Annotated in this window: 19 protein-coding genes; 6 read left to right on the forward strand and 13 right to left on the reverse strand. The window is 60.6% G+C overall.

What is annotated here, in order from left to right:
* Positions 1-7 precede the first annotated feature (7 nt).
* Positions 8-814 (reverse strand): enoyl-CoA hydratase/isomerase family protein, encoded by an 807-nt coding sequence (locus tag WEB61_RS12230; RefSeq protein WP_368064613.1) that lies wholly within the window; start codon positions 812-814, stop codon positions 8-10.
* 377 nt (positions 815-1,191) lie between these two features.
* Here WEB61_RS12230 and WEB61_RS12235 point away from each other — a divergent pair, with 377 nt between their 5' ends.
* Both WEB61_RS12235 and WEB61_RS12240 read left to right on the forward strand, forming a co-directional pair.
* Complete coding sequence (locus WEB61_RS12235) at positions 1,192-2,430, forward strand: Glu/Leu/Phe/Val dehydrogenase (RefSeq protein WP_368064614.1); 1,239 nt, start codon at positions 1,192-1,194, stop codon at positions 2,428-2,430.
* 94 nt (positions 2,431-2,524) lie between these two features.
* Positions 2,525-3,331 (forward strand): undecaprenyl-diphosphate phosphatase, encoded by an 807-nt coding sequence (locus WEB61_RS12240; protein WP_368064615.1) that lies wholly within the window; start codon positions 2,525-2,527, stop codon positions 3,329-3,331.
* 5 nt (positions 3,332-3,336) lie between these two features.
* Here the strand turns inward: WEB61_RS12240 and WEB61_RS12245 are convergent, their stop codons facing one another.
* On the reverse strand, positions 3,337-4,608 hold the full coding sequence (locus WEB61_RS12245) for a fatty acid desaturase (RefSeq protein WP_368064616.1): 1,272 nt from the start codon (positions 4,606-4,608) through the stop codon (positions 3,337-3,339).
* Positions 4,609-4,848: 240 nt separating this feature from the next.
* On the opposite strand from WEB61_RS12245, the gene WEB61_RS12250 reads away from it, so the two are divergent.
* Positions 4,849-6,282: a sensor histidine kinase gene (locus tag WEB61_RS12250; RefSeq protein WP_368064617.1), complete on the forward strand. Its 1,434-nt coding sequence runs from the start codon at positions 4,849-4,851 to the stop codon at positions 6,280-6,282.
* Between the two features lie 18 nt (positions 6,283-6,300).
* On the opposite strand, the gene WEB61_RS12255 is transcribed toward WEB61_RS12250, so the two are convergent.
* Positions 6,301-7,710: a hypothetical protein gene (locus tag WEB61_RS12255; protein ID WP_368064618.1), complete on the reverse strand. Its 1,410-nt coding sequence runs from the start codon at positions 7,708-7,710 to the stop codon at positions 6,301-6,303.
* A 202-nt stretch (positions 7,711-7,912) separates the two neighbouring features.
* On the reverse strand, positions 7,913-10,153 hold the full coding sequence (locus tag WEB61_RS12260; protein ID WP_368064619.1) for an RND family transporter: 2,241 nt from the start codon (positions 10,151-10,153) through the stop codon (positions 7,913-7,915).
* A 336-nt stretch (positions 10,154-10,489) separates the two neighbouring features.
* Here WEB61_RS12260 and WEB61_RS12265 point away from each other — a divergent pair, with 336 nt between their 5' ends.
* Positions 10,490-11,818: a hypothetical protein gene (locus WEB61_RS12265; protein WP_368064620.1), complete on the forward strand. Its 1,329-nt coding sequence runs from the start codon at positions 10,490-10,492 to the stop codon at positions 11,816-11,818.
* Positions 11,819-12,042: 224 nt separating this feature from the next.
* Here the strand turns inward: WEB61_RS12265 and pssA are convergent, their stop codons facing one another.
* From pssA to WEB61_RS12285, 4 genes are all read right to left on the reverse strand, one after another.
* Entirely contained in the window at positions 12,043-12,912 is an 870-nt protein-coding gene (gene pssA / locus WEB61_RS12270) for a CDP-diacylglycerol--serine O-phosphatidyltransferase (protein ID WP_368064621.1), read from the reverse strand.
* Between the two features lie 27 nt (positions 12,913-12,939).
* Positions 12,940-13,665: a phosphatidylserine decarboxylase gene (locus WEB61_RS12275; protein WP_368064641.1), complete on the reverse strand. Its 726-nt coding sequence runs from the start codon at positions 13,663-13,665 to the stop codon at positions 12,940-12,942.
* A 23-nt stretch (positions 13,666-13,688) separates the two neighbouring features.
* Entirely contained in the window at positions 13,689-15,542 is a 1,854-nt protein-coding gene (locus WEB61_RS12280) for an ABC transporter ATP-binding protein/permease (protein ID WP_368064642.1), read from the reverse strand.
* 213 nt (positions 15,543-15,755) lie between these two features.
* Positions 15,756-16,724, reverse strand: coding sequence for an Ig-like domain-containing protein (locus WEB61_RS12285; protein ID WP_368064622.1), 969 nt, complete (start codon positions 16,722-16,724; stop codon positions 15,756-15,758).
* A gap of 142 nt (positions 16,725-16,866) precedes the next feature.
* On the opposite strand from WEB61_RS12285, the gene WEB61_RS12290 reads away from it, so the two are divergent.
* Positions 16,867-17,415, forward strand: a complete 549-nt coding sequence (locus tag WEB61_RS12290; RefSeq protein WP_368064623.1) for a TIGR00730 family Rossman fold protein — start codon at positions 16,867-16,869, stop codon at positions 17,413-17,415.
* 284 nt (positions 17,416-17,699) lie between these two features.
* Here WEB61_RS12290 and WEB61_RS12295 read toward each other — a convergent pair whose 3' ends face one another.
* Genes WEB61_RS12295 through WEB61_RS12310 form a run of 4 tightly spaced genes read right to left on the reverse strand, consistent with a single transcriptional unit; the run spans position 17,700 to position 22,432 of the window.
* A complete protein-coding gene (locus tag WEB61_RS12295) occupies positions 17,700-18,533 on the reverse strand; it encodes a fumarylacetoacetate hydrolase family protein (RefSeq protein WP_368064624.1) in 834 nt (277 codons plus the stop codon).
* 49 nt (positions 18,534-18,582) lie between these two features.
* On the reverse strand, positions 18,583-19,485 hold the full coding sequence (locus WEB61_RS12300) for a VOC family protein (protein ID WP_368064625.1): 903 nt from the start codon (positions 19,483-19,485) through the stop codon (positions 18,583-18,585).
* A gap of 11 nt (positions 19,486-19,496) precedes the next feature.
* Entirely contained in the window at positions 19,497-20,957 is a 1,461-nt protein-coding gene (locus WEB61_RS12305) for an aldehyde dehydrogenase (RefSeq protein WP_368064626.1), read from the reverse strand.
* A complete protein-coding gene (locus WEB61_RS12310; protein ID WP_368064627.1) occupies positions 20,957-22,432 on the reverse strand; it encodes a 4-hydroxyphenylacetate 3-hydroxylase family protein in 1,476 nt (491 codons plus the stop codon). The genes WEB61_RS12305 and WEB61_RS12310 overlap by 1 nt, the downstream gene beginning before the upstream one ends.
* Before the next feature lie 231 nt (positions 22,433-22,663).
* Between WEB61_RS12310 and WEB61_RS12315 the strand changes: the two genes are divergently transcribed.
* Positions 22,664-23,425 (forward strand): TetR/AcrR family transcriptional regulator, encoded by a 762-nt coding sequence (locus WEB61_RS12315; protein WP_368064628.1) that lies wholly within the window; start codon positions 22,664-22,666, stop codon positions 23,423-23,425.
* A 148-nt stretch (positions 23,426-23,573) separates the two neighbouring features.
* On the opposite strand, the gene WEB61_RS12320 is transcribed toward WEB61_RS12315, so the two are convergent.
* Complete coding sequence (locus WEB61_RS12320) at positions 23,574-24,560, reverse strand: helix-turn-helix domain-containing protein (protein WP_368064629.1); 987 nt, start codon at positions 24,558-24,560, stop codon at positions 23,574-23,576.
* Positions 24,561-24,584 lie beyond the last annotated feature (24 nt).

Raw genomic sequence — 24,584 nt, forward strand, 5'->3', positions numbered from 1 at the left:
TGGCGTATCAACGCCCAGTGAAATTCGGTGGACGCTTTTCGAGAAAGGCCGCGATGGCCTCACGGCTGTCCTCGCCGGTGGCGGCGAGCGCGAACTGATCGACGTCCATGAAGGTGACGGCGGCGTTGAGCGCAGTCGCGGCCTGAGTGATGCCGCGCTTGGCCATGCGTACCGATACAGGCGGAAGCGCCGCGACCTTCGCGGCCCAGCGACGCGCGGTATCGAGTGCCTTGCCGTCATCGCAGATTTCGTCGGCGAGGCCCCACCGCTCGGCCTGCACCGCATCGACGCGCTCACCGAAGATAGTAAGTTGTTTGGTGCGGGAAGGGCCAATCAGATTCACCATACGCGGCTGTGTATGCCAACTCATGTTCATGCCAAGCGGGATTTCAGGGAGACGAAAATGCGCGCCGCGCGCAGCAATGCGAAAATCACAGGCAACCGCCAGTGCGACACCACCACCGATGCAAAACCCTTCGATCGCGGCAATCGTCACCTGGTCCAGCGCTTCCCAAGCATCGCACATGTCGGGTCCGGCGCGCAGTATTTCGCGCCGCTCCAGAAGCGAAGCGGAAGCGCGTTTCGCCAGCTCGGGATCGGTGAGATCGGCACCGCCGGTGAAAGCCTGTCCACCCGTCAGAACTATAGCGCTCGTCGTCACATCTTCCCGCAACATGCGGGCTGTGGCCGCGAGGTCGCGCAACAGGCGCGCCGAAAGCGCGTTGACGCGGTCGCCGCGGTTGAATTGAACGATTGCCACACGGCCGATGCGCTCAATCGTGATGAATTCGCCAACTTGTTCATTCTGCCCCATGTCGTCCCTCACCTCTTGCGACCTTTCACGGGCCACCTTTTTCTTGTCGGGCGCAATGATGACGCGGGGACCGAGCGCTGCAAAGGGTTTTCCGGTTTGGTACATAGAAAGAAGGCGGGCGGCGCCGAGGAGCGCGCCGCCCGCCCGTGCCGGGCCGACAAGGACCGGACACCCCCTCCACTCAAGGACGGAAATCCTTTCGACAGCACGGGTAGACTTCCACCCGGCACCTGAATGGCCGCTGAACAGGTTGCTAATCTCCAAACCGGCAATGCGGCGGACCACCGCGGTTGAATTCATCGGCCATTTCCTCTCGAATCCGGTTTATCAAGATCGCTACCCTCGCATCGTGCCCGCCCCCAACCCCTGGAGATTCGATGACCGACAAATACATGCCGACGTCCTACGAAAGTTCCGTAGCGGCGGCCTGCGAACGACTGGGCTACGGCCCGACGATCGAATCTCTGATGTCGTTGGCAGCGCTGGAACTGAAGGTCGAGATACCCGTTGTACGTGACAACGGGGAGCTGGCGATTTTCACCGGCTATCGCGTGCAGCACCAAAATGTGCGTGGGCCCTGCAAGGGCGGGTTGCGTTACCATCCCGGGGTCGACATCCGCGAAGTGCGCGAACTCGCCGCCTTGATGACAATGAAGACCGCGCTGGCTGACATTCCGCTCGGTGGCGGCAAGGGCGGGATCGCATGCAATCCGCATGAGATGAGCCAGCGCGAGCTGGAAGTCCTGACGCGGAAATTCGTCAAACGCATTCATCGAGAGATCGGGCCGAACTCCGACATCATGGCGCCGGATGTAGGCACCAACGCACAAACAATGGGCTGGATTCATAGCGAGTACTCGGCGATCTACGGGCATTCGCCCGCCGCGGTTACCGGGAAGCCGCTGGCTCTGGGAGGTTCGCCGGGGCGCGACAAGGCGACGGGTCATGGTCTCGGGATCGTCGTCGCCGAATATGCCAGGCTGCACGACAAGCCTCTAAAAGGCGCAACGGCAGTTGTTCAGGGGTTTGGCAATGTCGGGTTTCATGCAGCTCAGGCACTGATATCTCTCGGCGTGAAAGTCATAGCGATTTCCGACTCCCGCAGTGCCGTTCATCACGGTGAGGGGATCGACCTGGCGGCTCTATCCGCGCAAAAGCGCGCGCGGGGCTCACTCAAGGACACCGACGGCCACAATCCGGTAGAGCCTGACGCATTGTTCGAGATACCTTGCGACTATCTCGTGCCGGCTGCGCTCGGCAACGCGATTCACGCTGGAAACGCGGCGCGTCTCGCATGCCGCACCGTCGTCGAAGGTGCCAACACGCCCATCACTGCGGAGGCGGACCTGATGCTCCGAGAACGTGGCGTGACAATCATCCCCGACATTCTGGCAAACGCAGGCGGCGTTATCGTCAGCTATTTTGAATGGGTCCAGAACCTTCAACGTCAGGTGTGGTCGCTTGAAAAAGTCGACACCGAACTCGAACTCATCCTCGGCAATGCCGCCCGCGGCGTGTTTGCTCATGCCGCTGAGGCCAACCTCGATCTGCGTTCCGCAGCTTTCGACATCGCCGTCAGGCGCGTCAAGGAAGCGCTGGACGCAACGGGATTCTGATTGCGCCACGTATTTGCCATAAGGATCATGTAATGCTTCGCATGCTAGGCTCGATTCGAATCAGCGATCGCGCCGCAGAGGAACGCCCGCCGACATGTACGAGAACAGTTTCCTGCAAGCCTTGTTTCTCGGCATCGTCGAGGGCGTGACGGAGTTTCTGCCGGTTTCATCTACCGGGCATCTCATCATTGCCGGCGACCTGATCGGATTCGTGGGTGTGCCCGGCAGGATATTCGAGGTTGTGATCCAGCTTGGCGCCATCCTCGCCATTTGCGTTCTCTACCGTCGGCGACTCACAGCGGCGGTGCTGGGCGTCGGATCGGATCCGATGGCACGTCATTTCGTGTTCGTCATTCTGGTGGCGTTGATCCCGGCAGGCGTATTGGGGCTTCTATTCCATGATTTCATCGTATCGGTGCTTTTCTCGCCCTATGTTGTTTGCACAACGCTCATTGTGGGCGGTATCGCAATTGTCGCCATTGAGCGGCTCGACATAGAGCCCAATATCCACTCGATCGATATGCTGGACCGACGGACAGCGCTGAAGATCGGATTTTTCCAATGTCTTGCGCTGGTGCCCGGCGTATCGCGCTCGGGCGCCACGATACTCGGATCTCTTGTGGTCGGCGTTGAACGAAAGACGGCCGCTGAATTCTCCTTCTTTCTGGCCATACCCGTGATGATCGGAGCGTCAGCAGTCAACTTGTGGGAGAGCCGCGGCCTGATCGAGACCGACCATATACTGATCATCGCAACGGGATTTACGGCGGCCTTCATCGCGGCACTTATCGTCGTGCAGTGGCTGGTCAATTTTGTCAGTAGCCATGGCTATACGGCCTTCGGATGGTACCGGATCGTCTTCGGCAGCCTACTGCTGACCTATTTTCTGATGCGCACCTGAGGGTGCTATTCCGTCGGCGGCTCGCTACCGGCTCGGCGCGGCGGCGTCTCCGTCCTGGCCTCGTCCACCGGGCGCCGGGAGCGCGCGGTACGACGTGGCGCCGAACGTGGTCCGGCGGCGGGCTGCAAGGACCATGCGGCCCGAAGGTCCTTCGGCGTTTCATAACCGGGAGCCGCGAGATCGATGGGCGCGGCTGTCGGCTTACCGTCGAAATCGGTCCATTGCTTTCGCTCATAGTCAAAGAGTTTGCAACTGCTGCAGATGTTCAGGTATTCGCCGAGGCTGAGCCGGTAGCGCACAACGTCATTGCCATATGCCTCGATGAGCATCGCCTGGGCCTCCGTCAACTTGTAACCGGGGATCGACGGCAACGCATGATGGGCATGGTGCAGCATGACCCATTTGAACAAGGGTAGAAAATCGAACGGCAGATCGACATGTGCCGTGCCGCGAATATTACCGCCGTAGAAGCTCCACTCATCGGGGTTGTCGAACCACGGCACCTTCGGATGATTGTGCTGCAGGAAGATCGACAGTGCCATCAAGTAGTTCCAGACCGCAAACGGGATGAACCAGCCCAGAAGCATCGTCGACAAGAGTGTGCGTTCCGGCGCCAGCCAACCCCCCAAAATGCCGATCGCTGCCACCATACCGCCACCGACGAAGATCACAAAAAGCGTGTCCGGGAGATGCCGGCGCCACTCGCCGCGCGACTCAGGTGAAATCGGCAACACAAGTTTCGGAATCCAAAATGCTACCCAATAGTAAATCAAAGGCCCGAAAACGCTGCGATAGACGCGCTCCAATCCTCGGCGCAAGGGCGATGCTGCGTCGAACTCGTCTTTGCCCATGGGCGCCCACACATAGTCGAACCCTTTGAGGTTCGTGTAGCGATGATGGATGCGGTTATGGACGACGTCCCACAGGCTGCGGGAGTGCAGGCAGGGCACAAAGACAAATCGTGTGATCCAGCGGTTCATGGTGCGCCCCGGCACAAAGGCCGAATGGCCGCTGTCGTGACCGATCAGGAACAGAAGGCCGATCAGCGCGCCGTTGGCGACTGCAAAGAGAATGTTCGCCGCAATCGGCAAAGGTGCCACTGCACCGACAAGCGTGACGAAATATAAGGTGTAGTGAGCGCCGAGAATCCGCAAACCACGGCCCAGCGACTTCTCGGTGACAACGGCACGCTCTTCCGGTGTCAGCCAATCAGACGGCACACCGGCTTTGGACGGCCGGATGCCGTTTCTTGTGCCTTCCGTTGCCAAGATGCTCACGTGGAGCCCCCACCCGTTTGTTAACGATCACAGAAATCCATTTTCGACACATGGAACTTTAGGTTAAGCACTTCTTAATTGTGAAGAGCAAGTTTTATTCTAGTCCACGCGGAACCAAGCATTTAAGACGATTTTAGGGAAGGTCATGTCAAAACGCTTGGGACTACATGTTTCTTCGACCCCGGACGCCCGTGGATTATCTGTAGCGGCCGGGATCGGTAATTGGCATGGATTGGTATATTGACTCTCGATGACAATGCCGCGCTCACGGTGGATCGACGCGACTTCTCGATACACTGGATCACGTTGCGTTTTCGCGGCGCCGAACTGGAGGACCAGTTCGCGGCGGACAACTATACCCGTCAGATCGCCGTCACCCGTGTTTCTATGGTGATGGGCGCGTTCGTCTTTTCCCTTTTTGGAATTCTCGACGTCTATATCGTTCCGGACGTTTTCTACGAAGCATGGTTGCTTCGTTTCGGTCTCGTCTGTCCTATTCTGTTCGGGCTCGTTGTCCTCTCCTATACGGGCCATATTACGTATCGGAACTCGGGCTGGTTTTCACTTGCCATGATTGCGCCCAGTGCTTCGGTCGTTACGTTGACGGCAATTGCCGAGGCGCCAGGCGCATATTTTTACTACGCTGGTCTCATTGTCGTAATTGCCTACAGCAATTGCGTATGGCGCCTGAGCTACCTCTATTCGACGGCGATGTCTCTGACGACAGTGATCGCATATGAATGGGTCATACTGTTCGTCAATCCGGTCCCTTTCGAAATATTCGCAAACAACAATGCGTTCATGGGGTCGGCCGTCGGCATCAGTATGTTCCTGAACTACGTGCAGGAGCGGCAGTTGAGAGTCAGCTTTGTGGACAACGAAAAACTGCGCTTCGAGCAACTACGCTCCGAACGGTTGCTTAGCCGATCCGAAGTCGCCAATCGGTCAAAAAACGATTTCCTTGCCATTATGAGTCACGAACTGCGAACACCGCTCAACGCCATCATCGGATTCTCGGAAATCATCTCCAGCCAGATGTTCGGCCCCGTGGGCCAATCCAAATACGTCGATTATGCAAGCGATATCCGTTCAAGTGGTGCGCATCTACTGAGCATCATCAACGATATTCTGGATATCTCCAAGGCCGAGGCCGGCAAGCTTCAGCTTGAGGAAGAACCGCTCGATCCAGTCGAGTCGCTCAATCGGACAATGCGTATGTTCCGCCAGCGCGCCTCGGAACTCGGGGTCGATCTCACCTTCCGTGTACGGGACGACCTCCCTTGGATCATCGTCGACCCGCGTTTGTTCAACCAGGTGGCTATCAATCTGACGTCGAATGCCCTCAAGTTCACTCCTGAAGGCGGCCAGGTCCGCGTGGAACTCGGTCTCGACAGTACCGGCGACATGGTACTCAACGTCGAGGATACCGGCATCGGTATCAAGACGTCCGATCTGACGCGCATATTCGAGCCTTTCGAGCAAGTCGAAGACGCCATGTCGCGCACGCAGCAGGGCACGGGCCTCGGTCTGCCGCTGGTCCGCAAGATCATGAGTCTGCATGGCGGTACAGTCGAACTTAAGAGCCACGTTGGCGAAGGGACGACGGTTACCGCCACCTTCCCCAAGAGCCGCTTCGTCGCGCCGGACGTTGACGACCTCAAGCGGCACGCCTAGGCGCCGAACTCCCATGTTCTAAGCCGGCTTGTCGACTACCATCAGATAAATGCATTTCGTCGAATCGACCTCAACCGTGACATTGGCGACATCAAGGCCGTCGATCAGCGCCAGCATATCCCTCTCGGTCCGGTAGATCAGACTCCAGTCGGTCACGAACTCAAGCGGCCACTCACAGGACTCGCGACCCTTCTTGACGTTGGCGAGTATAAGCTTTCCGCCGGGCTTCACTTGTGCATAAAGATCATGCGTCAGCGCACGCGCACGGCGTGCCGAAAGATAGTCGTAGAGACCAAGGCTGTAGATCACGTCCTGCGGCGGCAACGTCCTGAACAAAGCGCCGGCTTTCAGAAGCTGCGCAAAGGATGCCTGCAGACACTGAACCTTGGCGCGGCCCGCATGGCGGACCACTTCCGGATGGGCATGCTCGTAGACATGGTTCAGTGCACGATCGTCCTGATCGATGAGGGTAAAGTTGACGGGCGACGGCAGGCGATCGATTTTCAGATAGTCATAAACCTCATAAGCCGAACCGCAACCCAGATTGGCAATGTTCAGCGGTGTGTCGCCAGCGTTCGCCGCTACATGCTCCGCTATCAGTTTTTGCGTCATGCGCAGCCGCGTACCGACGCAGGCACCGGTTTCGATACCGATGCGGTGCAGCAGCTTTTCGTAGGGCGTATCGCCTACACGCTGCCATTCATAGACATAGTTCATGATCCGATAGTCCCCCGGATAACCGAGCGGCTTTTCGTAGCAGCGCTTCATTACGGCGCCCGGCATGAAATCGGGGGTCAACACGCGCTCGGCATAGCGTTTGTGCCGCGCCAGCATGGCCGGATCGCTCCAGACCGGCGTCAGAATGTCATTGCCCCGGTACCAGAGTTCCTGCCACTGCGGCACTATCCGATCTTCGCAGGCGATCAACGCATCAAGCAGTAGTTTCTCCCGGTCGCGTCCCGTCACTGTGAGACGTGTTTCGAACGTTTCGAGAACGTTTTTGTAGGAACGGAAGAGGTTGAGGATCTCGGTGCTGAGCTGCTGGAATTCCGGAAGGATTCCCTGCGACGTACCGAAAGCGGGATCGGCCAGCGCCTGCGTCAGCACCAGATTGTCGTGGTTGGTAACGATCGTCGGAATGTCGAGATAGCCGGTGGTGAATTCGAGCGCCACCGTTGTTCTCATGCCATGTGGCTCGATCCGACGAACCCGGCCAGCCCCGCCGAAAAGACGGGCGTTGCCCATTCGCAGTTCGAAGGGCATTTCAGCGCCGATCAGATTGTCCCACCCTTCGGCCTTTGCGCTCTGAACGGCTATTCCCGTCATGCTGAGATTCTTGAGTGTGGCTCGCTCATCGTCGATGAAGACGGCAGGAACCGCGTCGCGAAAGAGCTGTTCCGGTTTGAAACGCTCAGCGCGATAAAACATCTTGCGCCCTTGGGCGCCCGTAAGTTGCTCATAGGTTCGCATGGCCCACCCACCCGTTACTCATACACACCGGCCCCTAAGGAATCACACGGATTAACAAATTACAAATGTTAACAATCGGTTAATGGGCCGCTTTAAAGCATTCCACAACGGTGAATTTAGGGACAATCGTTAATCTGGTATGCAAAGGGGAGGCCAGACACTATCCCGACCGCCTGGCACCCCTCATGCGGCTGTTTTCGATGATACGCATTAACGGCGGCAACATCAGCCAATCGATGAAGAGATTGGACATAATGACCAGCGCGGTCATCGCGCCCAACGCCCGGTTGACTTCGAAACCCGAGAAGACCAGCGTCCCGAAGCCGAAGGCCAGCGAAGCCGTAATGACCAGCATGGCAACGCCCACTGTTGCGAAAACATGGTTGATCGACTGCTCGGGATCGAGGCCGCGTGCTCGCGCCTGCTGATACATCAGCAGAAAATAGATTGTATCGTCGACGACCAGGCCGATGGTCATGGCGGTGACGACGGACGCCGCCAGGCCGATATCCTGATAGAGCAATCCCCAGAGACCGAAACCGACCAGTGAAGGCAGCATGTTGAGAAAGATGCTGAGAAACCCGAGAAAGGCGTTGCGGAGCGCGAGCCCCACAATGACCGCGATCAGCAAGACCGACACGGCGGTGCTCAACATCATCGAGCGGATGTTGATACCCGAAAGCTCCGCAAAGAGCAGATTGATGCCGGTGCCGGCGCTTTGCATTGATGGGGGCACATTGGCCGAGAGCCACGCAATCGCGGCCGCGTTGAGCGCTCGGAGTTCGCTTGAGGTCTTGTGGCGCAGGATGACCGTAACGCGGCTCGATGAACGGCCAACATTGATCTGGTCGTTGAGCGAGGCGCCGTAAGGCAGCGACATCTCGTAGAGCAGAAAGTATTGCGCAATGAGATCGCGGTTGTCGGGTATACCGCCGGGGTCTGCGGTGACCTCTCCGTTCATGGCCTCATGGACGCGACGCGTGACGTCTGAAATGGCAACCACACTGACGACGCCGTCCTGCGCGCGCAGCCAGCTCTCGAAATCCGCAAGATGACGCTGGTAATTCGGATCGAAAACCCCTCCCTCCTCGCCGGCACCGATATCGAATTCGATGATGTTCAAGCCCGTCAATCTGTCCTCGGCGAAATCCGAGGCCTGGCGATAGTCGAAGCGCCAGTCGAAATATCGCGCAAAATCATCGTCGAGCCGGATATTTCCGATCCAGAACGCGCATGACACGACGATCACGCTGCAGAGAAAGAAAAGCTGCTTGTAATAGCGATTTACGAAGTGTCCGAGCGAAATCATCACGGCTTCGGAGCGCTGAACTGCCGGCCGCAAAGGCATTAGAGACAGCATGGCCGGGAGCCACGTGAAGGTGAAGCAATAGGCGACAGCAATACCGATGACGACGATATTGCCTTGCTGGCGCAGCGGCGGCGCATCGGCCAGGTTCATCGCCATAAAGCCGATCATCGTGGTGGCGTTGGTCAGCGTAACCGGCCAGAGGTTCATCCGTACCGCTTCGGAAATCGCCTCGCTTTTCGACAACCCGCGTCCAAGGGCGCTGAGTGCCGTGGTGACGATACGAACGGCGGCGGCCATGTTGACCGTCATGATAATGATCGGACAGGCGACGGTAGCCGTGTTGATTTCCCAGCCGTACCAGCCGGCGACGCCCATGGCGGTGGCGCTGGACAAACCCAGCAGCGAAAGTATCGCCAGGCTCGGCAACACGGCACGCACGAAAATGAACATGACGATCGCGGTGACGACCAGGCTAATCGGAATCAATACCATCGCGTCGTTTATCGCCGCTTCCGAGAAGGTGCCCATTAGCACGACATTGCCGGTAAGCTTTACCTCGATGCCGGGATGGTCGGCTTCGAAGGCAGCGGCCAGCGCGCGGCTCGCGGCAATGATTGCCCGCACTTCGGTCGAGCCTTCAACCGGAAGATTAAAATTGACGAGGATGCCGGCGGCGCGCGCATCCTCGGCCAAGAGACGATTGCGGATCATCAGATCGTCGAGCGCAATTCGTTCGATCTCTTGCGCCGCCTCCGGCGTGACGCGCGATGGATCTGGCACAAGATCGGCGACCGTAAAACTGTCCGTGTCAGCAGAGACATAAGGGAAATTGGTCAACGCATCGACCCGCGTCGAATGCGGCAGCTGCCAGGCTCGATCAACCAGATCGCCAATGGCCGCCAGCACGTCGGGCTCGGTCACCTTGCGGCCTCCGGCCCAGACCACCAGCAGCACGTTGTTGTTCTGGCCGTATCTGGCATCGAATGCCTGCAGAGTCTTGAGGCCCGCGCTCTCAGGTCCGAAGAATACGCGGGTGTCGGAAGAAATCGTGAATTGGGCAATGCCCGCGGCTGCCACAAGAAAAAGGCCCAAGCACAATGCTATGGTTGTGCGTGGCAATCGCAATACAGGATTCATCATTCCGGCCATGAAACGGCGCTGCCCCACCCGACTCCCATTCAGCGCGCGGCTAACTTGGGCGATTTCCGCCGCAAAGAAAAGCGGCGAGTTCAGAGAGCGTTAACGGTTGGGTAACATGGCCGGAAACGAGGATTTAACGCAAAGGGCAATATTATGACGTCCGTACCACTGCCCCACGCTGCTTTACAGACGATGTGAAAGCGGCGCGAGGCATCGGAAATCGGGGATCGAAGAGGGACCGGCCGCAGGACAATGTGAACCGGCTCCGGGAAGATCGGCGGACGGATCATGAGCGACACAGCGCTCGTCAACCTGGCTACAGTCGGCACCGATGAGCTGCAGGCAATGCCGGTCGCCGTCTTTACATCCGGCCTCGAATCCATGTCTGCCGACGCAATCGTACGCTTCCGGCGCATGCGCAAGCTTAGCGCGATGCATCGACAGGCGCTCGAGAAGTATCTCGTCGAACATCCCGAGAAACGTCCCCGCCAGAATGGCGCGGAATCCGAGGCCGACGAGAAGACCGACGCCAAAGCGGTTCGGCCGAAGGAAGCCGGCCTCGTCATGGAATTCCTGCTCCGGCTGATCGCCTGGTGGGAGGGCATGGACACCGACGACATTGCTCGGGTCAAGGGTGTTACGCGCCGGAAGAAGAAAAAGAAGAAGAAGGAGGAGAAGAAGAAGAAGGAGAAGAAAGTCGCGCCGGCACCGAAACCGCAAGCAGCGGTTCCACCGCCCGAAGCGACGGACACGCCGGCCGAGACACCCGAACCGCCTGCGCTCGGTCGCATAGACATCATACAGAAACTCTGGGGCGACGGCTTCAGTCTGCCCGGCGGCAGCGAATTCGCGATCAAACTGGTCCGTCCCCTCGGATTCGAAAAGGATGGGCTCTATCTCGATCTGGCGCCCGGTCTCGGCGGCGCGATGCGCGCCATCGCGACAACTTTTGGCGTGACAATCAAAGGTCTGGAGACGGACGCCCAGCTTGCGACAGCCGGACACGAGTTGTCCGAGCGCGCTGCGGTCGCCACAACCGCGCCGATCGTCGCTTGTCCGGACGGATTTGCGGCCGAGGATTTCGAGCCGGAAAGTCAGCATACGGCGATTTTCATACGTGAAGCATTGTTCGCCGTCGAAGACAAACAGGCGATGTTCACATTCATTGGTCGCGCACTGCGTGACGGCGGCGCCCTGATGTTCACGGATTTTGTGCTTGCCGGTGGCGGCATCGACGACAATGCACTGATGGTCTGGAGCAACGCCGAAGCAGCACCGGTGTTTCCATGGACCGAGGCGCAATACCGGGACGCCCTAGAATCTCAACATTACAAAATAGAAAGTATCGACGACCTGACCGCTGAATATCTGCCGCTTATCCACGCTGGATGGCGGCATTTCCACGATTGCCTGCAAAACGCCAAACTTCCGCCCGAAACGGCAGCCATGTTGATGCGTGAAGGCAATGCATGGCTGGCCCGTAGCCGGGCACTCGAAACCGGAATGCTTCGCCTCCTTCGTGTCCACGCGCTGCGCCAACCGGCCAGCACGGCAGCGATGGCGGCCCCCGGAGAGGAGCGAGGAGCAGATGCGGAGCTTGTCGATGAACCGCAGTGACGGTCAAACAGACGGAGCCGCCGAAGCACAGGCGGAAAGGACAATGCGAGATACAGAAGCGTCAACAGGTCGCGATACCCACCGCGTTGAACCAATTCTGGATGCTTCCGGCACGCTTCGGCGCAATGTACTTCGCCGACTGAGTGCGGCGCGCGCCGAGCAGACCGAGAGCGTCAGCTCGGACGGAAGTACGCGTTCCACGCGCTAGCCCCAGAAGATATTTCTCAATCCAGATTCAGGTCGTCCGTTTCGGTTGCTTCCGGGTCGAACTTTGCCATGCGCGTTTTATGGTGCCGATAACGCGTCACAGCGACCGGAATGGACAATAGATAAACCGCAGCCAGCGCCGTAAAGGTCCACCACGGGTAGCTCAGGATCACGGCCGCGCAGAAGCCAATCAGCAGCAGGATCGGCAGCACCATGTCGCGGCGGATGCGCAGCCCCATGCGCTTGCCCGAGAATGTCGGTATCTGGCTTACCATCAGGAAGGCGACCGCAAGTGCATGCAGCGCGATCAGAAGCGGTACCTCCTTGAGCCATTCAACACCGATGAATGTTAGATAGAGCGGCAACATGACGACGCCAGCGGCCGCTGGCGCCGGAATACCGACAAAATAATTCCCGGTCCATGCCGGTTTGTCCGGATCTTCCAGCGCAACATTGAACCGCGCCAGCCGCAACGCACAACAGACCGAAAAACCCAGAACCGCAATCCACCCGATACCGCCGATTTCGACCAACGACCACAAGTAAAGGACAACGACCGGCGCAACGCCGAAATTGACGAAGTCTGTCAGCGAGTCGAGTTCGGCGCCGAAGCGGCTGGACCCCTGCAGCATCCGGGCGACGCGCCCGTCCAGCGCATCGAACACGGAAGCGACGATGATGGCGACGACCGCTATTTCGAAACGACCCTCAATGGCAAAACGGATCGCCGTGAGACCGGCGCACAAGGCCAGCACCGTCAGCGCATTGGGAATGATCGTCCGCACTGGCAATTGCGCGAACTGGCGCGCGCGGCGCGCGCGCAGCCCCTCGCCGGCCCGGAAACCGGGACCGGAACGCGGCTCGAAGGGTGGGAGAGAACCAGCCATCTTCATTCGCTCGCTTTCATCCGCAGCTCAGACATGGTGCGGCTCCACGGAGATGGAATCGGCGAGAACGGTCTCGCCACCGATCGATGTTTGTCCCACGGCAACCAGCGGCACCGCTCCCGCCGGCAAGTAGACATCGAGCCGGCTGCCGAAGCGGATAATGCCAAAACGCTCGCCCGCCGAAAGATCGATGCCTTCGGCGACGTCGCACACGATACGGCGCGCAACAAGACCTGCGATCTGGACCACCACGACCTGTTCACCATCGGCACGCTCAATGACAAGTGAATTGCGCTCGTTGGCATCGCTGGCCTTGTCGAGATCGGCATTGAGGAAGAGCCCGGGCCTGTAGGCAACGCGCTTTACCTTGCCGGCAACCGGCGACCGGTTCACATGGCAATTGAAGACGTTCATGAAGATGCTGACGCGGGTGCGCGTCATATCGCCGAGACCGAGCTCCTCTGGCGGCGAGGCCTCCACAATCATGTTGACGACACCATCGGCCGGGCTAATGACCAGCCCTTCACGCGCTGGCGTCACCCGATCCGGATCGCGAAAGAAGTAAATGCACCAAAGCGTCAAGACGACCCCGATCCAGCCCAGGGGATTCCAGATCAGGAAAAGAACGATCGTCGCGGCGGCAAAAATGAGAATCCAGCGATGACCTTCCTTGTGGATGGGCGTCAGGATCGAAGTCAGGCTGTCCATGTCGGTCTTTCTATCTTGTTTGGGCGACGTCGCGGCACGGGGCAGTGTAACCCGCCGGGTGGCCGGGGTTAAGCGTAACCGGAATCGGCACCTATCAATGGTTCGGCGGATGCCGGCTCCGAACCCGGCGCCGGCGGTATCGGTTCCACGTTGCTTTCTGGAGCCGTTTCGAGCTTCTGGCGGGCGGCTTCAGCCTCGCGCTGACGGTCCCACATGGTGGCATAGATTCCACCTTTCGCCAGCAGATCGGCGTGGCGGCCGCGTTCCATCACCCTGCCCTGCTCGAGCACCAGAATTTCGTCGGCATCGATGACGGTCGAGAGACGATGGGCGATAATCAGCGTCGTGCGATTTTCGGAGATTCGTTTCAGCGCCGCCTGAATTTCCTTTTCGGTATGGGTGTCGAGCGCCGAGGTCGCCTCGTCCAGCAACAGGATCGGCGGGTTCTTCAGGATTGTGCGCGCGATCGCGACACGCTGCTTCTCACCGCCCGACAATTTCAGGCCGCGCTCACCGACGCGCGTTTCGTAGCCTTTCGGCAAACGCTCGATGAAACCGGATATCTGAGCGAGCCTCGCCGCCGCTTCGACTTCATCGTCGTTCGCATCGGGCCGGCCGTAGCGGATGTTGTAGCGGATGGTGTCGTTGAAGAGCACTGTGTCCTGCGGGACCATGCCGATCGCGGCGCGCAGGGAAGCCTGCGTCACCTCCCGGATGTCCTGTCCGTCGATGCGAACACTACCTTCGGCGATGTCGTAGAAACGATAGAGAATGCGCGAGATCGTCGACTTGCCGGCGCCCGAGGGGCCAACAATGGCGAGCGTACGGCCCGCCGGCACGCGAAAGGACACGTCGTCGAGAATGCGCCGGTCCGGATCGTAGAAAAACCCCACATTCTCGAAAACCAGTTCGCCGCCCATCACCTGGAGTGGACGTGCGTCCGCAGCGTCGCTTATTTCAGGCGGCACCTGCAGCAGATCGAACATGGTTTCCATATCGATCAGCGCCTGACGGATTTCGCGATAGACGGTGCCGAGCAGATTAAGCGGCTGGTAGAGCTGAATCAGATAAGCATTGACCATGACAAAAGAACCGACGGTGAGCACGCCAGCCGCGATACCCTGGGCTGCCATCAGCATCAACGCCGCAAGACCGGTGGTGAAGATCAGCGTCTGGCCGGTGTTGAGCAGTGAGAGCGAGGTCGTCGTCTTGATCGCGGCGCGCTCATAGCCCGCCATCGATCGGTCGAAGCGCTTCGCCTCGTGGTCCTCGTTGCCGAAATACTTGACCGTTTCGTAGTTGAGCAGGCTGTCCACGGCCTTGGTGTTGGCCTCGGTGTCGAGGTCGTTCATTTCGCGCCGGAAACGTGTGCGCCACTCGGTCACGGCAAAGGTGAAAATCATGTAGACGATGACCGTCACGGCCGTGACGACCGCGTACCAGATGTCGAAAGCATAGGCGAGGATGATGCAGACGAGGACAAGTTCGACGATCGTCGGCACGATGTTGAACAGCGAGAAGCGCAGCAGGAAGTCGATGCCCTTGGTGCCGCGCTCGATCACTCGCGACAATCCGCCGGTCCGGCGGTCGAGATGAAAACGCAGCGAAAGAGCATGGAGATGGCGGAAGGTCTCGACAGCGAGTTCACGCACCGCATTTTGTCCGACCTTTGCAAAGACGGCATCGCGGAGTTGGGCCAGCGCCACCATCAGAATACGGCCAACGCCATAGGCGACGATCAGTGCCACCGGCACAATGAGGGCCGCAGCGGCGGCGGTTTCGGGCGACAGGCGGTCGACGGCTTCCTTGTAGAGAAAGGGCACGTAGACCGTGACGGCCTTGGCGCCGATCAGCGCGATCATGGCGATGACGACGCGGGCACGCAGGTCCGAGCGGCCAGCCGGCCAGAGACGCGGCAGCATCGAGGCAAGCGTCCATCGGTGACCGCGAGGGGTCAATGGCGGTGGTCCGCCTTCTGCGGCGCGGGCGAAATGTCTGGACATCGTGGCCGAGGGTCTCCGGTTTCCGGGTGTTCGGCAAGCCATATGCCTGAATGCCGATGCCCCGCCCGGAACCCGGACGGGGCATCGTTCTCTACCCTAGATAAGCGTCTATTTCCGAACGGCAACAGACATTTAGCGGTCTTCGGGCGGCGTGGCGAAGACCTGGCCCGGATAAATCAGGTCCGGATCGCGAATCTGGTCCTTGTTGGCCTCGTAGATGACCGTGTAGCGGAAGCCCGACCCATAGAGGCGGCGGGCAATATTCCAGAGGTTGTTGCCCGGCTGGATGACGACCTTGCCCTCCTTGAGCGCCGCCAGAACCGCCGAGGGCTCGCCTCGCTCGAAGGGCACTTCGACGCGGCCGACAACGCGGCCCTGGTCGTCGAGCTGGTCGATGCGCAGCGCATACTGGCCGGGTGCGATTTCGACGTCCGGACGCAGTTCCCAGCGGCCTGCGGGGTCGGCCGTCGTCTGGCCGACGGGATCGCCGCCGACATAGACGCGGACCGTGGCGCCGGCCTCGGCGCGGCCGGAGATGATCAGATTGCCGTTTTCGTCATAGTCCACCGTTTCGAGGATCAGGCTGCCGGCGTCGGAGGGGACGCCCGGTCCCTGCAGCACAACGCTTGCCTTGCCGGGCTCGCTGCGAACGACAAGGGCCGGCTTGTCCGGCTGGTCGGGGACGACAACGGAGACGACCTGCAGGGAATCCCTTGTGCTGCCGTCCGGATTGACGGCGGTGAGGTTCAGTTCGATCGTGCCGGGCTTGAGCGGCTCATCGAGGACGGCGACCCATTCGCCGCGGGCATCGGCCGTCGTTTCGGCGACCACCTCGCCATTGGCCTTGACCTGGACGCGGGCACCGGGAAGGGCTCGGCCGGCGGCGAGCGTCGCGCCGTCGCGTTCGACGCGGACGATGTCGAAAGTGGGGATGGCCGGGTCGGCGGCTTCGTCGAAAACCTCAATATCTTCAGGTACTTCGCCTTCGACCGCGACCTCGGCGGGCGCCGGCTCTCCGTCGCCGCGCAGGAAAAACCAGTAGCCTGCGGCAAGCAGCGCAAGAGCCACCACAAAGGCGCCGACAATCGCTCCGAATTTCATGTGTCCGTTCCCTCGCCCGTTGGCGTGCGTGCCGAAATGAGACGAAAATCGCGCCGCGCACAGTCTATCGCGTAACTTGCAAATACGGCACCAATGTGAATGCTCCCCCTCGATAAACTCAACAACGAAAGAAGCTTAGCCGATGAAACTCGAAAGCCTGTGCGTCTATTGCGGCTCCAGCGTCGGAAGCGAGCCGCAATTCATGGCGGCGGCGGAGGGCTTCGGACGGCTGATGGCGGCGGCCGGGGTGCGGCTTGTCTATGGCGGCGGCGGCGTCGGGCTGATGGGTGGGCTGGCCCGGTCGGTGCTGGCGGGCGGCGGGCAAGTCACGGGAATCATTCCGAAATTCCTGACGGAGGTCGAGGTGCAGCTCGACGATGTCAGCGAACTGATCGTCACCGACAGCATGCATGAGCGCAAACAGCTGATGTTCGAGCGCGCGCAAGCCTTCGTTGCACTGCCGGGCGGCATCGGAACGCTCGAGGAAACGGTCGAAATGCTGACCTGGGCGCAGCTCGGACGGCACAGCTATCCCATTGTTATCGTGAACCTAAATGGCTTCTGGGACCCGCTGATCGAGCTGCTCGACCACATCATCGAGGCGGGCTTCGCGCGCTCCGATATCCGGCGGATTTACTCGGTGGTCGACCGCATCGAGGACATTCTGCCGCGCATCGAGGCAGCGCTCTAGACAGCGTTACCCCCCTCTGTCACGAAACTGTCAAAAAAACTGTCACAAACCGGATTTTGAGCGATCCGTGTACGGACGACCAGCGCGCCGGCGGCGGCGAAGGACACGGGTTATCCCCGGAAGAAAATTTTTTATTCCCGGTTGAGAGGCGGCCGCTGCGTGGGGCCGGCCGGGAGCGCGCAACGCCGCGCCTCAAAAAAACTTATCCCCGGTTTTCGAGACCGGATGCCCGTCGCAGCGAACCGCCGCACGAGCGCGCAGGCTTTGTTTCCGAACCATTTCGTTCAGAACTGGCCGAGCGCCACACGCCGCACCGCGTCGGTGTCGGTTGGCTTGTGACCGACATCGTGCGCCGGCGCAGGTACTTCCTGAACGGTGTTCGAGATGCGTCCAATGCCCGTCACTTCCACTTCGACAACGTCGCCCGGATTCATCGGCCGCGAGTTGGCGGGTGTGCCGGTGAGCACAATGTCGCCCGGAAGGAAAGTGATGTGGCGCGAGAGATCGGCGAAGATGTAGTCGATCGGGAAGGTCATGTCGCTGACCGGGCCGTCCTGCACGACCTTTCCGTTGATATAAGTGCGCGCACTTTCCTTGCGGATGTCGACGCCGCGCACGATGCCGGGTCCGACGGGGCAGAAACCGTCCTGGCCCTTGACGCGCAGCATCGAGCCCGCGTCGGTATCGCGGAAGTCCTGCGCGCCGACATCGTTGGCGGGGGCGAAGCCGGCGAGACAGTCCCAGACTTCGTCGCGCGTGACATTGCGCATCGGCTTGCCGACGATGGCCGCGATCTCGCCTTCATAGTTGAGGTACTGGCAATCGGCGGGGCGGTTGAGGAAACCGCGATGGCTGTTGAGCGTCGTCAGCGGCTTCTGGAAATAGGTCGGCGTAACGAGCGGCGGCGCCTTGAATTCGGCGCGACGCGAGTCGTAGTTCAGATGGATGCAGATGATCTTGGTCGGATCGCAGGGCGGCAGATAGGCGGCGCTCGCTTCATCGACCAGCCTTCCGTCGCCAAGCCGCAGCTTGCCGCCCTCTTCCGGCTTCACCCAGACCGGCGTTCCCTGATGCAGAATGCGCCGCCATTCCTCGCGCGGACCTTCCAGAACCGACATGCTTCTTCTCCCTGCCTGTTTGATGCGTGGGGTGGCGCCGACCTTCCGGTCAGACCTCCATCAGCCCCTTTTTCATGACTTCCTGGTTCTGTTCGTGGCCGTAGGTGTCGCGCTGGTAATATTCCGACTGGTGCGTCGCCTCGCGCGCGCCCCAGCCCACCTCGCACATCCAGCCGGACGGGTTGAGGAAGTAGAAGGAGTACATGTGGTCGTTCGCGTGCCGGCCCGGCATCATGGTGATGGGAATGCCCGCCTCGCGGACGATCTCGTAGGTGAGACCGACATCGTCGAAACTTTCCACCTCAAGCATCATGTGATTGATGCGCTTCTCGCCGGGCGGGCCGAAAGCGACGGTGTGATCGCGCGCGTTGCAGTGCATGAACATCAGGTCAAACGGCTTGTCGAGGCCGGGGAAGGGAATCCGGTATTCGATGCCGCCGCGCATGCCCAGCAGCTTGTAAAATTCGTAGGTCCTGTCGAAGCCGACCGTTTCCTTCTGGATCAGATGGCCGAGCCCGCCCTCGCCGGTCTTGAAGCGGCCATGCATGCGACGGCCCGGATAGAAGGGCTTGTCGGCCTGGACCTGCGGCCCGTGGAAGATCTCAATGGGGAAGCCGCTCGCGTCCTTGAGTTTCATCACTTCAAGCACGCGCCGGTCGGCCGCTTCTTCATATGTGCCGATCCGCACGTCGATACCGGCGTTGACGAGCTTCCTGTGCATCTCGCGGAACTCCTCGACGCCCGCGACTCGGAAGCCGAGATAGTTCAGATCGTCCGTACCATCCTGTTCGAGAATGAAGCGGTGATGCCAGTTGTCCATCCTGAGATAGCAGCGGCGGGACTCGCCTTCGTCTGCCACCTCGAGACCCAGAATATTGGCTGCGTAATCCTTCCAGGCGTCGAGACTCTTGACGCCGAGCCCCATATAGCCGAGTTCCGTAACCTGAACCATGATTGCCTCCCTCAGGCGAACGATCCCTTGCGGACCGATATGTTTTTTATGTCGGTATAGAAATCGAAGCTCCAGACGCCGCCCTCGCGGCCGATGCCTGAATCCTTCGATCCGCCGAAAGGCGCCGCGAGATCGCGGATGAAGAAGCAGTTGACCCAGAAGGTTCCGGCCGTGACTCGCGCGGCGATGTCCATCGCCCGTTTTTCATTGCGGCTGAAAAGCGTCCCCGCAAGGCCGTAGCGCGTGTTGTTGGCAAGCTCGACCACCTCGTCATCGGAGGCGAAGTTCTGCCAGGTGAGCACCGGACCGAAAACTTCGCGCTGTGCGATCTCGAGTTCGGGGCTGACATGGGCGAAAAGCGTCGGCTCGAAATAAAGCTCCCCGAAATTGGACCGCCCCCCTCCCCAGAGCAGCACCGCGCCGTCCGCTTTCGCACGTTCGACGAAGCCGGCGACGCGCTCGAAATGCTCCTTGTGGATCAGGGGCCCGACGCGCGTATCCTTGTCGCGCGGATCGCCGACCGTCATATGGGCAGCGGCGTCACGCACCTTTTCGAGGAACTGTTCCTCGATCTTTTTCTCCACCATGACGCGCGTACCGGCAAGGCAGACCTGACCCGCATTCATGTATTGCGCGGCGACTGTCTGCGCGGCGGCGTCGAGATCGGCGTCGGCACAGACGATGAAGGGCGACTTGCCGCCCAGTTCCGCACTCATCGGCGTGATCGAAAGCGCGGCGGCCTGACCGATGATCTTCGCGGTGTCGGTCGAGCCGGTGAAGCTGATGCGGTCGATATCCGGGTGGTTCACCAGCGCGTCGCCCGCGACCTCGCCGATCCCCTGCACGACGTTAAGGACGCCGGCGGGCACGCCCGCCTCATGCGCGATATCGGCCATGAGCGAGCAGGTGAGCGGCGCCCATTCCGGCGGCTTGACGACGATGGTGTTGCCGGCCGCAAGCGCCGGACCGACCTTCCAGGTGGTCAGCATCAAGGGCGCGTTCCACGGCGTGATGAGGACGGCGACACCGGCCGGATCGTATTTCACGTGGTTCACGACTTCGGGCGAGTCGATCGTGTGACCATCCAGCGTCATCGCCCAATCGGCAAAGAACTCGATGTTCTGCGCCGCCCGCGGCACGACGCGATGGACATTGCCCATGAGGAGCGAGCCATTGTCCATGGTCTCGACCGCGGCCAGTTCATTGACGCGCGCCTTGAGCCCCTCCGCAAACTTCTTGAGGATGGGCAGGCGGCCCTTTGGCCCGAGCGCCGCCCAGGCCGGAAAGGCTTTCCGTGCCGCGGCCACCGCCGCGTCGGCTTCGGCCTTACCGCCCGCCGAGACATCGGCGAGATGCGAGCCGTCGACGGGGGAGAAGTTCGCAAACTTCTCCTTCGAGGCGACCCGCTTGCCGCCAATCCAGTGATCGGTGAAAATGTCGACGCCCGCGACTTTTACGCTGTTGCCGCTCATCACACGGCCTCCGCAAGTTTCCGGTCCGCACCGGCAACGGCTTCTTCGTTGACGAAACGGTCGACCAGCTTGTCGGCGCGGGCCCGGTCGGCGATCATGTGGGCGAGTTGCTGGTTGCGCGCGCCGGAGGCGAGGTAGAAGCGCTCATATTGCTCACCCCGGCTTGCGAGCGCGCTGCCTGTGAAGTCCCAGGCGAGGCGGAAGAGACGCGAGCGCGTTTCAGCGTCGATCCCGTTCGCGCCATGCATGTAGCGATCGATCAGCGGGCGCAGTTCAGGGCTCGCGAGCTGCGCCGCACTCGGCGCCGCCAGCAGGTTGTGCGAGCCGAGCAGACGGATGATCTCGTTCACGCGCGGGAACCAGGTCGGCAGTGTCGCCTTCAGCGCCGTCAGCGGTGTGCCGTTCGGGAACCAGACGCCGTTGCCGAATTCATAGGCGCTCTCCTCGGCGGCCTGAATGCAGGCACGCGCAAATTCCGCATAGCTCCAGATTTCGCCGAGCATCTGCACGGCGGGGCCCTGAAGCCCCCCCACCGACTCGGTCATGCGCGTCGCCAGACCCCATGCGAACTCAAGCTTGGTCTGGGCGCGGATCATCGTCTGCTGCATGACGTTCGGAAACCAGCCCGTCGCCATCACCTGATTGTAGACCGCGACATTGCAGTTGATGTGTATGCGGTCGCGCGGCACCTCCACATCGTCGAAGATCACAAAAGCGTCCTGCTCGTCGAAGCGGGAAGACAAAGGGTGGTCATGCCGGTTCGACGATCCCGCGCAGCTGTCGCGGCAAAGAAACTTGAGCCCCGGCGTATCCATCGGAATGCAAAACGAAAGTGCGTAATCGTGCGCGTCGGGCAGGATGGGCTGTCCCGGATAGACGGCAATCTCATCGGCAAAGGGCGCGAGCGTGGCCAGGACGCGGGCGCCACGCACGACGATGCCATGTTCCGTTTCGCCAACCTTGTGAAGCGGCACTTCGTTGGGCGGCCCGACAAAGTCGCCGGTCGCCTTGTCGATGGTCGGATGAACCAACGTATGCGTCAGCGAGATGTCGTTGCGCCGCAGGAACTTCTGGTAATTGACGAGGTTTTCGGCGCCTTCCTCATTGCCGTTCGCGCCCCATTCGTCGGAGCGGCCCGCAAAACCCGCATAGGTGACGTTCATGTAGTCCGGTGAACGGCCCATGATGCCAACCGTGTATTCAGCGATCCGCGCGAGCCCTTTGTGACGGCGGAAGATGTCGTCCTTCGAGCGGGGGATCATGTGGCTGACATTGATCTGCTCGCCGGTTTCCGGATCCGGGATCAGGCAGTCATCCGCATAACGGTGCTGAAGGTCAAAGACGCCGGCAAGGCCGTGCGCGGCACCCGTGAAAGCCGGATGATCGACGACATCCGCAACCTTGTCGGAGCCGACCCAGATATCGCGCTTGCCTCGCAGTCCCTTGAGGAATTCTTTTCCCGTGCGCGCAGCCATGCTGCTTCCTCCCCTTGTTTTTCGAACCGGCGGCGAGACCGTCCCCGGCGATCATCCGTTGCCGCCGCCGGCGACGGACAGGCCAAAATGTGACTCTTTTCATTTATGACTATACTCAGTTTATTGATCGACCTTCCGGAGTCAAGCGCGGTGGCGGGGACGGAACGAAATCCCCGTCAGTGGCGGCGGCGTTCGCGGCCGAAGCGGATTGACAATGGCGGTCCAACAGACATGTTCTGTGCTGTGGCGGTGACACCGAAAGGCGGCGAAGTGGTTGAGCGCACAGTGAAAAAGGTATCGGCGGGGCGGCCCGCTGCGGCGCGCGGCGGCGAACCCGCCCGCACGGGGCGGCGCGAACGCAACAAGCAGGAAAAACGCGCGCGCATCGTCGAGGCCGCAAAGGAGCTGTTCGGCAGCAAGGGCTTCGCGGAGACGACGACGCAGGAGATCGCGGAGAGGGCCGATATCGGCACGGGCACGCTGTTTCTCTATGCGAAGTCGAAGGAAGACCTGCTCGTCATGGTCTTCAAGGACGAGATGCTGGAGACGTTTCTCGCCGCCTTCAGGAAAACGCCGGCCGACATGCCCTTTATCGACCAGCTCATGCATGTCTTCGGCATGATGATCGCCTATCACGCGAAGGACGTCGAACTGGCGCGGGCGCTGCTGAAGGAGGTGACGATCCTGACGACGCCGGAGCGGCGCCACGACATCCGGGTGTTGATGCGGGCGATCTATGGCGGCATCGCCGACCTCGTCGCCACGGCCCAGAAAGCCGGTACATTCCGCGCCGACGCGGACCCGCGGTTCGCCGCCGAGAACCTGTTCGCCATCTATTATCTCAACCTTCTCGGCTGGCTTGGCGGCCAGACCCCGAAGCAGAAATTCATGCGCGACCTTCGCGTCAAGCTCGCCATCGCGATCGAGGGGCTGGCCGCGTCCGCCGCGGCGAAGCCTGTCACCGCGAAGCGGAAGACCGGGCGCAAGAGCTGACGCCGCCCTTTATATCAACTCTCATCAATTCCGATGATCCAGACCGCGGACGTTGCGAAACGCGCCGTCGATGCCTGCCTCTATCCGCCGAAGTGGGCGAGAATGACCGCCTCGACGAAGAGGGCTTCGAATGCGCCGGGTCGAAACGTCATCCGCCCGGCTGGCCTGCGTCAACGCGGGGCGTTTGCATCTTGCGCCATTGGAGCGGCGTCGCCCCGAATTCGCGGCTGAAGGCGCGAATGAAAGCAGCGGCGGAGCTGTAGCCCGCCAGATCGGCCGCCTCCTCGACCGAGAGGTCGTCGACAAGCATCTTGCGCGTCACAAGCGTCAGGCGCAGGCGCGCGAGCGTCTGCATCGGCGTGCGGCCGACGACGCGCCGGAAGTCCTCGGCGAATTTCGTTCGCGACATGCCGGCGTGCTTCGCCAGCCGGTCGATGCTCCAGTCTTCCAGCGGGTCGTCCAGGAAGGCGCGAATAGCCGCTATCACGCCTCTGTTCTTGATGGGGCCCAGCTCGCCCACATCGGCCTCTCCACGCGCGACCAGCAGGGAACGGGTCATATTGATGAGGATGATTTCGGCAATCCGCCGGACGATGATCGCCTGGCCATATTCCAGGCCCGCACCGACAAACTCCTCATCGAGAAGTTCGGCCGCCTTCCATATGCGGCGGGAGAACTCGGGTGAGGTCTCGGGGCTGAGATAGAGCGGACCGATAATCAGGTTCGTCAGGGCTATATTTTCCGAGGGGACCACGCCAAGCAGGAGTTCGACGTCCTTTCCGGGCCCGATCTCTTCGGTGATCGGTATCCGCTCGAAACTATCGACCGGCAGGGCCCCCATGTCCGGTATTGAATGAATCCGGTGCGGCGCGAGCCCGCTCACGCCAACGATCGCACCCGGCTTCAGGTCGATCACCCGCGGCTCGGGAAAGTCGATCGTCAGGCGGAGCTCGCCGCGACGCACCATGAAGCAATAGGAGAAGTCGCCGGCATCAAGCTTCTTGCTGAAGGGATAGTCCGCCGAGGAGCGGAAAAAATAAACGCCGTCCATCCGCACATCGGCGCGAACTTCGCTGGCACCGATAATGCCGGCCGGATGCAGATTTGCCGCTTCGGCCTTTTCTCTCCCGGTCATGGCCGATCGGCTCCCTCCCAAGAG

This window comes from Parvibaculum sp. (genome assembly GCF_040882025.1).
Classification (GTDB): Bacteria; Pseudomonadota; Alphaproteobacteria; order Parvibaculales; family Parvibaculaceae; genus Parvibaculum.

Coding starts and splice junctions, on each gene's coding strand:
- WEB61_RS12300 (WP_368064625.1), bottom strand. CDS start 19,485: ATGGTTCAGGTTACGGAACTCGGCTATATGGGGCTCGGCGTCAAGAGT.
- WEB61_RS12310 (WP_368064627.1), bottom strand. CDS start 22,432: ATGGCTGCGCGCACGGGAAAAGAATTCCTCAAGGGACTGCGAGGCAAG.
- WEB61_RS12285 (WP_368064622.1), bottom strand. CDS start 16,724: ATGAAATTCGGAGCGATTGTCGGCGCCTTTGTGGTGGCTCTTGCGCTG.
- WEB61_RS12315 (WP_368064628.1), top strand. CDS start 22,664: ATGTTCTGTGCTGTGGCGGTGACACCGAAAGGCGGCGAAGTGGTTGAG.
- WEB61_RS12240 (WP_368064615.1), top strand. CDS start 2,525: ATGTACGAGAACAGTTTCCTGCAAGCCTTGTTTCTCGGCATCGTCGAG.
- WEB61_RS12290 (WP_368064623.1), top strand. CDS start 16,867: ATGAAACTCGAAAGCCTGTGCGTCTATTGCGGCTCCAGCGTCGGAAGC.
- WEB61_RS12320 (WP_368064629.1), bottom strand. CDS start 24,560: ATGACCGGGAGAGAAAAGGCCGAAGCGGCAAATCTGCATCCGGCCGGC.
- WEB61_RS12295 (WP_368064624.1), bottom strand. CDS start 18,533: ATGTCGGTTCTGGAAGGTCCGCGCGAGGAATGGCGGCGCATTCTGCAT.
- WEB61_RS12255 (WP_368064618.1), bottom strand. CDS start 7,710: ATGTTTTATCGCGCTGAGCGTTTCAAACCGGAACAGCTCTTTCGCGAC.
- WEB61_RS12230 (WP_368064613.1), bottom strand. CDS start 814: ATGGGGCAGAATGAACAAGTTGGCGAATTCATCACGATTGAGCGCATC.
- WEB61_RS12235 (WP_368064614.1), top strand. CDS start 1,192: ATGACCGACAAATACATGCCGACGTCCTACGAAAGTTCCGTAGCGGCG.
- WEB61_RS12280 (WP_368064642.1), bottom strand. CDS start 15,542: ATGCTGCCGCGTCTCTGGCCGGCTGGCCGCTCGGACCTGCGTGCCCGC.
- pssA (WP_368064621.1), bottom strand. CDS start 12,912: ATGGCTGGTTCTCTCCCACCCTTCGAGCCGCGTTCCGGTCCCGGTTTC.
- WEB61_RS12265 (WP_368064620.1), top strand. CDS start 10,490: ATGAGCGACACAGCGCTCGTCAACCTGGCTACAGTCGGCACCGATGAG.
- WEB61_RS12305 (WP_368064626.1), bottom strand. CDS start 20,957: ATGAGCGGCAACAGCGTAAAAGTCGCGGGCGTCGACATTTTCACCGAT.